Raw genomic sequence first — 13,644 nt, 5'->3', positions numbered from 1 at the left:
AGTCTTTTTACCTTGTCTGATGGGGTTTGTGGCAATTTTAAGACAAAAAAGGACTATATTTTCCTTTCACATCATGCGGGTTGTCGCCGATAATGCGCCGCGTTCATGTCCTCCAAAAAATGGCGTAACGTTTATGCTACATCTGTTCGCTGGTCTTGACCTCAGTACCGGCCTGTTTTTGGTTATCGCTCTGCTGTTTGTATTGTTCTATGAGGCAATCAACGGTTTCCACGACACTGCTAACGCAGTCGCTACCGTCATCTATACCCGCGCGATGCGGGCGCAATTGGCGGTTGTGATGGCGGGTGTTTTCAACTTCTTAGGCGTTTTGCTGGGCGGCTTGAGCGTGGCTTATGCCATCGTGCATATGCTGCCAACTGATTTACTGCTGAATGTGGGTTCCGCGCACGGCCTGGCCATGGTGTTCTCCATGCTGCTGGCGGCGATTATCTGGAACTTAGGTACCTGGTATCTGGGTTTGCCTGCGTCCAGTTCTCACACCCTGATTGGCGCCATTATCGGTATTGGTCTCACCAATGCGCTGATGACCGGCACCTCGGTGGTTGATGCCCTCAACCTGCCGAAAGTCATTAATATCTTCCTGTCACTGATCCTGTCGCCGATTGTCGGCCTGGTGATTGCGGGCTCGCTGATTTTCATCCTGCGTCGTTACTGGAGCGGAACCCCTAAACGTTCGCGCATCCACATGACACCGGCTGACCGTGAAAAGATCGATGGCAAGAAGAAGCCACCGTTCTGGACGCGTATTGCCTTGATCGTTTCGGCGATTGGCGTGAGCTACTCCCACGGTGCGAACGATGGTCAGAAAGGCATTGGCCTGATTATGTTAGTGCTAATCGGTGTTGCGCCTGCGGGTTTCGTGGTCAACATGAATGCCTCAGGTTATGACATCACCCGTACTCGCGATGCGGTGAATCATCTGGAACAGTATTATCAGCAGCACAGCGATTCACTCACCCATATCGTCCAGATGGCGCCGCCTGCGGTGCCAACGCCGGAAGAGTCTGTGGGCGGGCCGCATGAGTTCCATTGCGACAGCAGTCGTGCGCTGCAGGCTATCAATCGTGCACAAGTGTTGCTGACCAATCTGAACAGCTATGACCAACTGACGGTGGATCAGCGCAGCCAGATGCGTCGCCTGTTGATGTGCGTCTCGGACACGGCCGATAAAGCCGCGAAACTGCCAGAGACCACCCCGGACGATAAGCGCTTCCTTAACAAGTTGAAGGGCGATTTGCTGGGCACCGTCGAGTACGCGCCGATCTGGATCATCATGGCGGTGGCGTTAGCACTGGGCATCGGCACCATGATTGGCTGGCGTCGTGTGGCAACCACCATCGGTGAGAAAATCGGTAAGAAAGGCATGACTTATGCGCAAGGCATGTCAGCGCAGGTCACTGCGGCAGTGTCGATTGGTATCGCGAGCTATACCGGAATGCCGGTTTCGACCACGCATATTCTGTCATCATCCGTTGCCGGTACCATGCTGGTGGATGGCGGTGGATTACAGAGCCGTACGATCAAAAACATCGCCATGGCGTGGGTGTTCACCCTGCCGGTCTGTATTGTGCTGTCAGGCTCGCTCTACTGGATCGCGCTGAAAATTATCTAAGCCTTTAACGGCAAACAAGAGGGCGACTGTTCAACACAGATCGCCCTTTTTTATTGCCGCTATTTAATGCCAGATCGCCAGGCCAACCAGACTCACCACCACCAAAAAACAGAGCCCGCTGGTCAGGACAAACTGCCTGCGTACGCGCTCGCAGCGGCGAATAAATTCGTCGTCGTGATGATCGCGATAGCGTTTATCCCAGATATAACGCACCAGCCGCACCTGCTTGCTCGGCTGACCATGAGACGTGAAGAAACCCGCCCCATCCACATATTGATACAGCAGCGGATCGCAACCGCGCAGCACAGCCAATAGCGAGCGTAAAGAAGAGAAGTAGCGCGCCATATTCACCAGACAAACCACACACAGAGCCCAAAAAAGCGCGATAGTGCTGATCATGTTCCCCTCCCAGCTGGAGCCGCAATGACGTCGAAGGCAGCGGGGAAATGCTGTAGACGCCCCACGGGAAATTAACCAGCCACAGATGAATCGAATTGCATTGTTGTTATGCGAACCCGAGCGCGTTACCCAGACGGCAGTGGCACTCATTTTCAGTGTAGGAGATCTGTTCAATTTTTTTCCAGCGATGATTTTCGTTCACCGCGAGTGAAAATTGCGATAGCGCTTGATCTTCCTCACAAGCGAGCCGTGGATTGCAGCATTTGTTAACAACTCTGGCTATACTCAGGTCATAACAACAGAACGCCTGCAGGGCATAAATTGTGGTTGGTGGCGCTTCATCGCTGTTTCGCGCAAAGGATTTCGCTCGCCGAGCGGCGGGAATTCAGGTAGCCCCAGAATCTTGAGAAGGAGTTTTATCATGGCTTATAAACACATCCTGATTGCAGTAGACCTTTCCCCGGAAAGCCAGTTGCTGGTTGATAAAGCCGTTTCACTGGCCCGCCCTTATGATGCAAAAATCTCGCTGATCCACGTTGATGTGAATTACTCAGACCTTTATACCGGGCTGATTGACGTCAATCTGGGCGACATGCAGAAACGCATTTCTGAGGAGACGCACACCGCGCTGAAAGAACTTTCTACCAACGCCGGTTATCCGATCAGTGAAACCCTGAGCGGCAGCGGCGATCTCGGCCAGGTGCTGGTGGATGCGATTAAGAAATACGATGTGGATTTAGTGGTCTGTGGCCACCATCAGGATTTCTGGAGCAAGCTGATGTCATCAGCGCGCCAGCTGATCAACACCGTGCATATCGATATGCTGATTGTGCCGCTGCGTGACGAAGAAGACGAATAAAAACAGGGCCAGTAATGGCCCTGTTTTTTTGGTAGCGGCGTAATACATCGCGCGTCTTTAAACCCCGCGCGATAAATCACGCCGCAACGCCATTATGCAGAATCATACCAATGGCGGATAAATATCAAAGCGATGGCTTTTGGTGACCACGGCCGATTGGGTTGCAACGCCCGCTAACGGCGGCGCGTAATCCGGGCGTTTCACCACAATGCGCTTCTTCGCCAGACGACGAGCGGGTTCCAGCAGCGCATCGGCATCCTCATCGGGCCCCACCAGCGACTGAAACACCCGCATCTCCTTCTTCACCATCGCGCTCTTTTGACGATGGGGATACATCGGATCGAGATACACCACATCTGGCGCGGGCGTGATATCACTCAACGCCTGCTGACTCACCACATGCAGCAGCGTCAGACGTTCGCGCAGCCAGCCGCCAATCTCCGCATCTTCATAGCCACGACGTAAGCCATCATCGAGCAGAGCCGCAACCACCGGATGGCGTTCCAGCATGCGCACCCGGCAACCCAGCGCCGCCAGCACAAAGGCATCGCGCCCCAATCCTGCCGTTGCGTCGATCACGTCCGGCAAATAGCCACCTTTGATGCCCACCGCTTTCGCCACCGCCTCGCCGCGCCCACCGCCAAACTTGCGGCGATGCGCCATAGCTCCGGTGACAAAATCCACAAAGATGCCACCCAGTTTAGGCTCATCCAGTTTGCGCAGCTCAAGGCGCTCCGGCGTCAGCACCAGGGCCATTACAGCCTGATCGTCATGCTGTAAACCCCAGCGCTGCGCCAGATGTAATAAGGCGCCGTCTCCGGCGCCTGATTCATCGATTAAACCGATTTTCACAAGCAGGCTTATCCCTGAATTCCGTAGTGTTCCAGCATCGCATCCAGCTGTGGTTCACGGCCACGGAAGCGTTTGAACAGCTCCATTGGCTCTTCGGAACCGCCGCGCGTCAGGATGTTGTCGAGGAACGACTGGCCGGTTTCACGGTTGAAGATGCCCTCTTCTTCGAAGCGCGAATAGGCATCCGCCGCCAGCACGTCGGCCCACAGATAGCTGTAGTAACCTGCGGCATAACCGCCGGCGAAGACGTGGCTAAACGCATGCGGGAAGCGGCCCCACTCCGGGCTTGGCACCACGGCAACCTGTTTCTTCACTTCACGCAGGGTTTCGAGGATTTGCGCACCTTTTTCCGGATTGAACTCGGTATGCATACGGAAATCGAACAGGCCGAACTCCAGCTGACGCAGGATAAACAGCGCCGCCTGATAGTTCTTCGCTGCCAGCATCTTATCCAGCAGGTCTTTCGGCAGCGGTTCGCCGGTCTCGTAGTGGCCGGAGATAAACGCCAGCGCGTCCGGCTCCCAGCACCAGTTTTCCATAAACTGGCTTGGCAGCTCGACCGCATCCCACGGCACACCGCTGATACCCGACACGCCCGGCGCTTCGATGCGCGTCAGCATGTGGTGCAGGCCGTGACCAAACTCGTGGAACAAGGTGGTGACTTCATCGTGGGTAAACAGCGCGGGCTTGCCCTGTACCGGACGGTTGAAGTTACAGGTGAGGTACGCCACCGGCTTCTGCAGGCTGCCATCGGCTTTACGCATCTGGCCGACGCAATCGTCCATCCACGCCCCGCCACGCTTGTGTTCACGCGCATACAGGTCAAGATAGAAACTGCCGCGCAGCTCGCCGCTTTCATCAAACAGGTCGAAGAAGCGCACATCTGGATGGTACACATCCACGTCTTTACGCTCTTTGGCGGTGATGCCGTAAATGCGTTTCACCACTTCAAACAGGCCGCTCACCGCACGCTCTTCCGGGAAGTACGGACGCAGTTGCTCATCGCTGATGGTGTAGAGATGCTGTTTCTGCTTCTCGCCGTAATAGGTGAGATCCCACGGATTCATCTCGTCAACGCCATACTCTTTTTTGGCGAAGGCGCGCAGCTGAGCTAACTCTTTCTCACCCTGCGGACGCGCACGTTTGGCGAGGTCGGTCAGGAAGTCGATCACCTGAGCCGGGTTCTCAGCCATCTTGGTCGCCAGTGATTTGTGCGCGAAGGAGTCAAAGCCCAGCAGCTGTGCCAGTTCGTGACGCAATGCCAGCTCTTCGGCCATGATCGGGCCGTTATCCCATTTACCGGCGTTGGGACCCTGCTCAGAAGCACGCGTTGAATAGGCGCGGTACATCTCTTCACGCAGCGCGGCGTTATCGCAATAGGTCATGACTGGCAGATAGCTTGGAATATCCAGCGTCAGCAGCCAGCCTTCTTGTTCTTTAGCTTCGGCCTGCGCTTTGGCCGCAGCCAGCGCGCTTTCTGGCATGCCCGCCAGATCGGCCTCATCGGTGATCAACTTGCTCCAGCCCATGGTGGCGTCGAGCACGTTGTTGCTGTAGGTCGAACCCAGCTCAGACAGGCGCGCGGCAATTTCGCCGTAGCGCTTCTGCTTCTCTTTATCGAGACCGATACCGGAGAGTTCGAAATCACGCAGTGCGTTATCCACCGCTTTCTTCTGTGCGATATCCAGCGCGGCATAGCTGTCGCCCTGTTTCAGATCGCGATAAGCCTGATACAGGCCTTCGTTCTGTCCCACCCAGGTGCTGTATTCTGACAGCAGCGGCAGCGTCTGCTCATAAGCTTCACGCAGTTCCGGGCTGTTCTTCACCGAATTCAGGTGGCTAACCGGCGAGAAAATACGGCTCAGACGGTCATCCACTTCTGCCAGTGGCTGCACTAAATTGTCCCAAGTGTAAGGTGCACCCTGTGCTACAACGCGTTCAACTTCAGCGCGGCAGTTGTTCAGCGCTTCAGTCACAGCGGGAACCACGTGCTCAGGTTTAATCGCGGAAAACGGCGGTAGCGTGTAAGGGGTGAGTAACGGATTGGTCATAAGCGCAGTCCTTTCTTCATGGAGTGGGGGTGGCGCGCAATGGCGCGACGCAATCTTTCTAACATGCGGTCAGTTAACGTGAAAATCAATGCTACTGAGAATGGACCCGTAAAGAAAAAAGCGCGAGCGCCGAAACGTCAGCAATTTTTACGCAGCGCGGCTATAATCGCGCCACACACGATGTTTTTATCTCCTTTGATCCAACCGCGGACCCCTCTTTTTTATGCTGAGTTATCGCCACAGTTTTCATGCCGGCAACCATGCCGACGTGCTCAAACATACCGTTGAAAGCCTGATCCTCACCGCCCTGATGGAGAAGGAAAAACCGTTTCTCTATCTGGATACCCACGCCGGTGCCGGACGTTACCAGCTGAGCGGAGAGCACGCCGAGCGTACCGGTGAATATCTGGAAGGCATTGCGCGCATCTGGCAGCAGCCGGACGCGCCAGAACTGCTGAAGCCTTATCTGACGGCCGTTCGCAACCTCAACCCGCATGGCACCTTGCGCTACTACCCAGGCTCGCCGCTGATCGCCCGCTATCTGCTGCGTGAAGAGGACAAGCTGGAGCTGACCGAACTGCACTCCAGCGACTATCCGCTGCTACGTTCCGAATTCAGCAAAGATGCCCGTGCACGCGTAGCGCGTGGCGACGGCTATCAGCAGTTAAAAGCCAAACTGCCTCCGCTAAGCCGTCGTGGTCTGATTCTGATCGATCCGCCGTACGAAATGAAAAGCGATTATCAGGATGTGGTGAAAAGCATTCAGGAAGGCTACAAACGCTTTGCTACCGGTGTGTATGCGCTGTGGTATCCGGTGGTGCTGCGCCAGCAAATCAAACACATGATTAAAGACCTGGAAGCCAGCAACATCCGCAACATCTTGCAGATCGAACTGGCTGTGCGTCCGGATAGCGATCAACGCGGCATGACTGCCTCCGGCATGATCGTGATTAACCCGCCGTGGAAGCTGAAAGCGCAGATGGAAGAGCTGCTGCCGTGGCTGCATCAGAAGCTGGTGCCGGCGGGTACCGGTCACTACAGCGTGACGCAGATCGTTCCAGAATAACGGGCTTATAGGGTGCGGTTTCTGAGCCGCCCCTTGCCGTTGCCCTTCTAAGGACACTTTTTATGTGGATCATTCTGGCTGGCGCACTCACTGTGCTGTCACCTGCCAAACGCCTTGCCGTACTTCTGCTGTTATTGGCGACGATAATGGGCCTGTTTCAGGATGTGCTGGACTGGCCTGCTCTCGCCATTTTAGGTGCCATCGCTTTGCTGGCGTGGGTGCGGGTGGAAAATCCCACCAACCGTGCCTTGCTGCTGATCAGCGAAGCGCTGCTGGTGCTGATCGCCGGTGGCCTGTTCCTGCATCTGCTGCCTGGCTTTAACAACCCGCGCCAGATCGAGGAGATGCAGGTTGGCCCCAACAGTGTGCCGTTCAGCTTCTACTACAACTTTGATAAAGCGCTGATTCCCTTTGTGCTGCTAGCTGCCTTGCCCACGCTGTTCCGTACGCAGAAGTTTCCTGCGCCGCACAAGGTTCTGTGGCTGCTGTTACTGGCGGCGATCCCGCTGCTGCTGTACGTCGCGGTGCTGCTGGGTGGACTGGCGATTGAGCCACACTGGCCGGACTGGCTCGGCAGCTTTATGCTGGCAAACCTGTTCTTTGTTTCGCTGGCCGAAGAAGCGTTCTTCCGTGGCTATGTGCAACAGCGCCTGCGCCAGAAAATCGGTGGCGTAGCGGCACTGTTGCTCACCGCACTGCTGTTTGGTCTGGCGCACTTCCCTGGCGGCATGATGCTGGTGGTCTTCGCCACTCTGGCCGGGTTAATTTACGGCCTGGCGTGGCACTGGAGCGGGCGTGTGTGGGTCGCCACCGGCGTCCATTTCCTGTTCAACATGATGCACCTGCTGTTCTTTACCTATCCGGCGTTACAGCACTAAATTTCGAACACCGCGAAATCCCGTGCCAGCTCGGTCGCTGCAAACACCGACTGGCACTCCGCCAGCAGTCTCTCTCGATCGCTCGACAAATAACGCGAACTGAAGTGCGTGGCGATCATGCGTTTTGCACCTGCCAGTTTTGCCACTTCGGCGGCCTGAATCGTCGTGGAGTGGCCGCGACCATTGGCTTTTTCGGCCATTGCAGCTTCCAGCGTGGTTTCATGCACCATCACATCCGCATCAGCCGCCAGCGCAAGCGCCACTTCGGTCGGGCCGGTATCACCGAATATCGCCACCACTTTGCCTCTGGTCGCCGGGCCGAGATACGCCGCGCCGTTAATTTCGCGCCCATCCTCCAACCGGATGCGTTTACCTTCTTTCAAATCCTGATACCAGGGCCCGCGCGGTACCCCTTCCGCTTTCAGGCGCGGCGCATCGAGGAAGCCCGGTTTATCATGCTGTTCAATACGATAGCCATAACACTCCACCACATGATTCATCGGATAGGCGATGACGCGGAACTCACCATCATCCAGCACTTCGCCCGCTTCAATTTCTATGATCTCAAGTGGGAAGCCGGTGTAAGAACCACTGAGACTGAGCGCCGTCTCGACAAACTGTTTGATGCCTTTTGGACCGTAAATCGTCATCGGCTCCAGCAGCCCGGCCATCGAACGGCTGGTGAGCAAGCCCGGAAGACCGAAGATGTGGTCACCGTGCAAGTGGGTAATAAAGATTTTTTCCAGCCTGCTCGGCTTGAGTGCGGAGCGCATAAACTGGTGCTGCGTCGCTTCACCGCAGTCGAACAGCCAGGTGTCGCCCCGTTTCGACAGCGTCAGTGCAATCGCCGTGACGTTACGTTGCAGGCTCGGCGCACCCGCGCCGGTGCCGAGAAAAGTCAGATGCATAATGTCTTCCATGTAAGCGGAACCTGGATTTAACCCTATCACAAACATAGGCTGAACCTTTGCGCCTCTTGCGCAAGCAGCGTTACACTCTATGCCAATTTTCTCCCAAAAGATGGACATTCCGCATGACCCGACATTTTGACTACCTCGCCATCGGCGGCGGCAGCGGCGGTATCGCCTCAATTAACCGTGCCGCGATGCATGGCCAGAAATGCGCGCTGATCGAAGCGAAAGAATTGGGCGGCACCTGTGTCAACGTTGGCTGCGTGCCGAAAAAAGTGATGTGGCATGCGGCGCAGATTGCCGAAGCTATTCACCTGTACGGCCCGGACTACGGTTTCGATACCACCGTGAACAATTTTGACTGGTCAGTGCTGGTGAAAAACCGCAGCGCCTATATCGATCGCATCCACACCTCGTATGACAACGTGCTGGGTAAAAACAACGTCGAAGTGATCAAGGGCTTCGCCCGCTTTATCGATGCCAACACCGTGGAAGTGAATGGCGAAACCATCACGGCCGATCACATCCTGATCGCCACAGGCGGTCGTCCAAGCCATCCAAAAGTGCCTGGCGGGGAATACGGTATCGACTCTGACGGTTTCTTTGAGCTTGATGCGCTGCCGAAGCGTGTCGCGGTGGTCGGCGCAGGGTATATCGCGGTAGAGCTGGCCGGTGTGGTCAACGCACTGGGTGCCGAAACCCATCTGTTTGTGCGCAAACACGCGCCGTTGCGCAGCTTCGATCCACTGATTATCGATACGCTGGTAGAAGTGATGCAGGCCGAAGGCCCAACGCTGCATACCGAGTCGATCCCGAAAGCGGTGATCAAGAACGCCGACGGCAGCCTGACGCTGCAGCTGGAAAATGGCCATGAGCAAACTGTCGATTGCCTGGTGTGGGCGATTGGTCGCGAGCCGGCGACCGACAATCTCAACCTCTCCGTGACCGGCGTGGCGCTGAACGAGAAAGGCTATATCAACGTTGATAAGTTCCAGAACACCAACGTGAAAGGCATCTATGCGGTGGGCGATAACACCGGCGCGGTGGAACTGACGCCTGTCGCGGTGGCCGCCGGTCGTCGTCTTTCGGAACGTCTGTTTAACAACAAACCGGACGAGCACCTGGATTACAGCAATGTGCCGACCGTGGTATTCAGCCATCCACCGATTGGCACCGTTGGTTTGACCGAACCGCAGGCGCGCGAGCAGTACGGCGACGACCAGGTGAAAGTGTATAAATCTTCCTTCACCGCGATGTACACCGCCGTCACCCAGCATCGCCAGCCGTGCCGCATGAAGCTGGTGTGTGTTGGCCCGGAAGAGAAGATTGTCGGCATTCACGGTATCGGTAACGGTATGGACGAGATGCTGCAAGGCTTCGCTGTGGCACTGAAGATGGGCGCTACCAAGAAAGATTTCGACAACACCGTGGCGATTCATCCGACGGCGGCGGAAGAGTTTGTCACCATGCGTTGATCAATGGGGCGGCATTTGCCGCCCTTTTTACTGCATCAGCAACACCGGCACTTCCACCACCGCCACGTCCTGCTCACCGCTCTCCATCAGGCGGAACACCGTTTCCATCATGCCTGCCACATCCTGTTTCACCATGCTGATGTCTTTACACAACAGCGCGACGAACGGGTCCCAGTCGAAACAGCCAATCGCCGGGTGTTTATCATCGGATAACAGATCCTCAGCACGCAGAAACTGCACCACCCCTTCCAGCGAAATGGTCGAATTCACAAACAGGCCAAATTGCCCCGTTACATACTGCTGAAAGTGATTTTTCAACGCCGTTTGCGCTTTTTCTGGCTCGTAGCCACACAGCAGCAGATTTTCCTCCGGCACAGAAATGCCTCGTTCCTGATGTGCCGCCAAAAAGCCGCGCAGGCGCTCTTTACTGTTATGATCGCTGGCACGCCCCCCGATAAAAATCAGCGGCTGCGGGCACTTCTCCAGCAGGCTAAGCGTCAGGCTCAATGCGCCATTGAAGTTATCCGAAATCACTGAAGGCGCCAGCGAACCGGGCAGATCAAGATTCAGCGAGGGAACGTCCGCGGCCTGACAAAGTGCAGTGATGCGATCTGGATCGGTGGCCCCGGTCACCACCATGTAATCCACCTGCCAGGAGAGCATGGTGCGCGCCGCTTCGAGTTCCAAATCAGGATCGCGCTGTGTGCAGGTAATGACCGGGAACAGGCCACGATCGCGCGCCATCTGCTCAAAACTTTCCACGATTGAGCCAAAATAGCGGTTGTCGTATTTAGGCACGATCATACCGATGGTTTTCGAGCGCGTGGTTCGCAGCATGCTGGCCTGTCGATTCAGCGCATAACCCTGCTCTTGCGCAATCCGGCTCACCTTCTCAGCAGTGCTGGCACTGATGCGCCGCTTCTTCCAGTTGCCGCTTAAAATCGCGCTCACCGCGCTTGCCGAAACTCCCGTGAGTTCCGCGAGGTCATAAATGGTGGTTTTCTTGTTTTTGCCGATCCCCGTCACAGAACCCATCCCTTTATTGCTCTTTTTGTTGCTGGTTAAAAGTCGGGGTGATAGTTGTGCTTCATCGATTGAGCACCACCTAAAACGCCATTGATAAAGGATTATAAGATGAACACGAACCTCTTCTCCATGCATAACCCACTCAACGGAAAAGTTGCCGCCATTACTGGCGCTGCCTCCGGTATCGGTCTGGAGTGCAGCAAAGTGCTGCTGCAGGCCGGGGCTAAAGTCGTCCTGATCGATCGCGATGGCGACAAGTTGCAGCAGCTGGTGGCGGAACTGGGTCCTCAGGCATTGCCATTGCAAATTGACCTGATGGACGGCAAACAGGTTGACGGGATTCTCGACGACATTCTCAAGCTGGCGGGCCGCCTCGATATTTTCCACGCCAACGCCGGTGCCTACATTGGCGGGCCAGTGGCGGAAGGCGATCCCGATATCTGGGATCGCGTACTGAAACTCAACACCAGCGCGGCCTTCCGCTGCGTTCGTTCGGTGCTGCCGCATCTGATCTCGCAGAAATCGGGTGACATCATTTTCACCAGTTCGATTGCGGGCGTGGTGCCCGTGGTTTGGGAACCGATCTACACCGCATCCAAATTTGCAGTGCAGGCTTTTGTGCATTCAACCCGTCGACAGGTGGCACAGCATGGTGTGCGCGTCGGTGCGGTGCTGCCGGGCCCGGTGGTCACTGCCCTGCTCGATGACTGGCCGCAGGAGAAACTGAAGGACGCGCTGGCCAATGGCAGCCTGATGCAGCCCATTGAAGTGGCGGAATCGGTGCTGTTTATGGTGACACGTTCGCCGGGTGTCACAGTGCGCGATATTGTTATCCTTCCCAACAGCGTTGACCTGTAACCAGACGAGGTGCAGCAGCATGAGTAACGAAAAATATCTGATTGGTGTCGATGTTGGTTCGGCCAGCGCTCGCGCGGGCGTGTTTGACCGCGCGGGAAATCTGTTAGGCCATGCAAAACAGTCCATCACCACCTTCCGTGCCCACGGTCATGTGGTTGAGCAATCCGCCAATGAGATTTGGCAGGCGGTCAGTCACTGCGTGCGCGAGGCAGTGGCCACTGCCGCTATCGATCCCGCTGCGGTGGCTGGCATTGGCTTCGATGCCACCTGCTCGCTGGTGGTGATCAATGAACAGGGGCAACCGTTGCCCGTCAGCCCAAACGGAGAGGCGGAACGCAATATTATTGTGTGGATGGATCACCGCGCCACGCAGCAGGCCGATGCCATTAACGCGACGAAACATCCGGTGCTCGACTACGTGGGCGGACGCATCTCACCGGAGATGGAGATGCCAAAACTGCTGTGGCTGAAAGCCCACAACCCGCAAACGTTCCAGAACGCCGCACACTTTTTCGATCTCACCGATTACCTCAGCTGGCGCGCGTCAGGTGATACGGCGCGCTCATCCTGCACCGTCACCTGTAAATGGAACTATCTTGCGCATGAGCAGCGCTGGGATGCCGACTACTTCAGTGCCATTGGCCTGCCGGAGTTTGCCGAGGAGAAGTTTGCGCGTATCGGACAGCAGATCGTCGAGCCAGGCACACCGTGCGGCACAGGTTTAACCGCGCAGGCCGCCGCCGACTTTGGCTTATCTGCTGGCACGCCCGTGGCCGCCGGGTTAATCGATGCCCATGCAGGCGGCGTCGGTACGCTGGGCGCAGATGGCAGCCCGGAGGATAAACTCGCCTATGTGTTTGGCACCTCGTCCTGCACCATGACGCCGATGCGTGAAGCCGCGTTTGTGCCAGGTGTGTGGGGTCCGTATTACTCGGCGATGGTGCCGGGTTTATGGTTGAGTGAAGGCGGACAAAGCGCGGCAGGCGCCGCCATCGACCGCCTGCTGGAGATGCATCCAGCGGCTGCAAGGGCACAGCAGGCTGCCGATGCCGCTGGCCTTTCACTGCCGGTGTACCTTGCGGAACAGGCTTTGCAGCAATCTCGCAGTGAATCAGCAACGGTGGATTTAGTCGAAGGTCTGCATATCGTGCCGGAATTTGCGGGTAATCGTGCACCTTTTGGCGACCCTTACGCGCGAGCGGTGATTTGCGGTCTGGGTATGGACAATGACGAAGCCAGCCTGATCGCACTGTATATCGCCGGCTTGTGCAGCCTCGGCTACGGCCTGCGCCAAATCATTGAGGCGCAAACCAGCAAGGGTATCGTCACGCGGTCGATTGTCATCAGCGGCGGTGCCGGGCAACACTCGCTGGTACGCCAGTTGCTGGCGGACAGCTGCCAGCTTCCTGTGCAATCCACCCACTGCCCTGAGCCGGTATTACTGGGTTCAGCGATTCTTGCCGCTGCCGCCAGTGGCGTATATTCCGACGTCACCTCGGCGATGGCCAACATGACCACCGATGAAAAGCGCTGGCATCCTGAGCCGTCGGTTTCGCCACTGCATCAGCACCGTTATGATGCATTTAAATTATTGCAGAGCACCGCGCGTAATATTCGTCAGATAAGCGAATAAACG

General features: G+C 56.4%; 12 protein-coding genes. 7 read left to right on the top strand and 5 right to left on the bottom strand.

The genetic code is table 11. The features are described from left to right. Window positions 1–133 precede the first annotated feature (133 nt). Entirely contained in the window at window positions 134–1,633 is a 1,500-nt protein-coding gene (gene pitA / locus JK231_RS18480) for an inorganic phosphate transporter PitA (protein ID WP_097119400.1), read from the top strand. 63 nt (window positions 1,634–1,696) lie between these two features. Here pitA and uspB read toward each other — a convergent pair whose 3' ends face one another. Continuing rightward, window positions 1,697–2,032: a universal stress protein UspB gene (gene uspB, locus JK231_RS18475; protein ID WP_034819764.1), complete on the bottom strand. Its 336-nt coding sequence runs from the start codon at window positions 2,030–2,032 to the stop codon at window positions 1,697–1,699. A gap of 421 nt (window positions 2,033–2,453) precedes the next feature. Between uspB and uspA the strand changes: the two genes are divergently transcribed. Beyond that, a complete protein-coding gene (gene uspA, locus JK231_RS18470; protein ID WP_034819767.1) occupies window positions 2,454–2,891 on the top strand; it encodes a universal stress protein UspA in 438 nt (145 codons plus the stop codon). Between the two features lie 102 nt (window positions 2,892–2,993). On the opposite strand, the gene rsmJ is transcribed toward uspA, so the two are convergent. Both rsmJ and prlC read right to left on the bottom strand, forming a co-directional pair. Continuing rightward, window positions 2,994–3,743, bottom strand: a complete 750-nt coding sequence (rsmJ, locus tag JK231_RS18465) for a 16S rRNA (guanine(1516)-N(2))-methyltransferase RsmJ (RefSeq protein ID WP_058960645.1) — start codon at window positions 3,741–3,743, stop codon at window positions 2,994–2,996. 8 nt (window positions 3,744–3,751) lie between these two features. Further along, the gene (gene prlC, locus JK231_RS18460; protein WP_097119401.1) at window positions 3,752–5,794 is read right to left on the bottom strand and encodes an oligopeptidase A; all 2,043 of its coding nucleotides are present in this window, start codon (window positions 5,792–5,794) and stop codon (window positions 3,752–3,754) included. Between the two features lie 223 nt (window positions 5,795–6,017). Between prlC and JK231_RS18455 the strand changes: the two genes are divergently transcribed. Then, window positions 6,018–6,860, top strand: a complete 843-nt coding sequence (locus JK231_RS18455; protein ID WP_211729214.1) for a 23S rRNA (adenine(2030)-N(6))-methyltransferase RlmJ — start codon at window positions 6,018–6,020, stop codon at window positions 6,858–6,860. A gap of 62 nt (window positions 6,861–6,922) precedes the next feature. Next, window positions 6,923–7,738, top strand: a complete 816-nt coding sequence (locus JK231_RS18450) for a CPBP family intramembrane glutamic endopeptidase (RefSeq protein WP_211729213.1) — start codon at window positions 6,923–6,925, stop codon at window positions 7,736–7,738. Here JK231_RS18450 and rnz read toward each other — a convergent pair. Next, a complete protein-coding gene (gene rnz, locus JK231_RS18445) occupies window positions 7,735–8,646 on the bottom strand; it encodes a ribonuclease Z (protein ID WP_211729212.1) in 912 nt (303 codons plus the stop codon). The genes JK231_RS18450 and rnz overlap by 4 nt on opposite strands. 125 nt (window positions 8,647–8,771) lie before the next feature. Between rnz and gorA the strand changes: the two genes are divergently transcribed. Then, window positions 8,772–10,124 (top strand): glutathione-disulfide reductase, encoded by a 1,353-nt coding sequence (gene gorA, locus JK231_RS18440; RefSeq protein WP_211729211.1) that lies wholly within the window; start codon window positions 8,772–8,774, stop codon window positions 10,122–10,124. Window positions 10,125–10,151: 27 nt separating this feature from the next. On the opposite strand, the gene JK231_RS18435 is transcribed toward gorA, so the two are convergent. Next, window positions 10,152–11,150, bottom strand: a complete 999-nt coding sequence (locus JK231_RS18435; RefSeq protein ID WP_211729250.1) for a LacI family DNA-binding transcriptional regulator — start codon at window positions 11,148–11,150, stop codon at window positions 10,152–10,154. Window positions 11,151–11,258: 108 nt separating this feature from the next. Here JK231_RS18435 and JK231_RS18430 point away from each other — a divergent pair, with 108 nt between their 5' ends. Both JK231_RS18430 and JK231_RS18425 read left to right on the top strand, forming a co-directional pair. Next, window positions 11,259–12,008, top strand: a complete 750-nt coding sequence (locus JK231_RS18430; protein ID WP_211729210.1) for an SDR family oxidoreductase — start codon at window positions 11,259–11,261, stop codon at window positions 12,006–12,008. A 19-nt stretch (window positions 12,009–12,027) separates the two neighbouring features. Beyond that, window positions 12,028–13,641 carry an FGGY-family carbohydrate kinase gene (locus JK231_RS18425; RefSeq protein WP_211729209.1) on the top strand — a complete coding sequence of 538 codons (1,614 nt, stop codon included), beginning with the start codon at window positions 12,028–12,030 and terminating at the stop codon, window positions 13,639–13,641. Window positions 13,642–13,644 lie beyond the last annotated feature (3 nt).

This window comes from Pantoea sp. JGM49 (assembly GCF_018257655.1).
GTDB classification, from domain to species: Bacteria; Pseudomonadota; Gammaproteobacteria; order Enterobacterales; family Enterobacteriaceae; genus Pantoea; species Pantoea communis.
The sequence above is the reverse complement of the archived record's forward strand: the minus strand, read 5'-3'. Positions and strand labels throughout refer to the sequence as shown.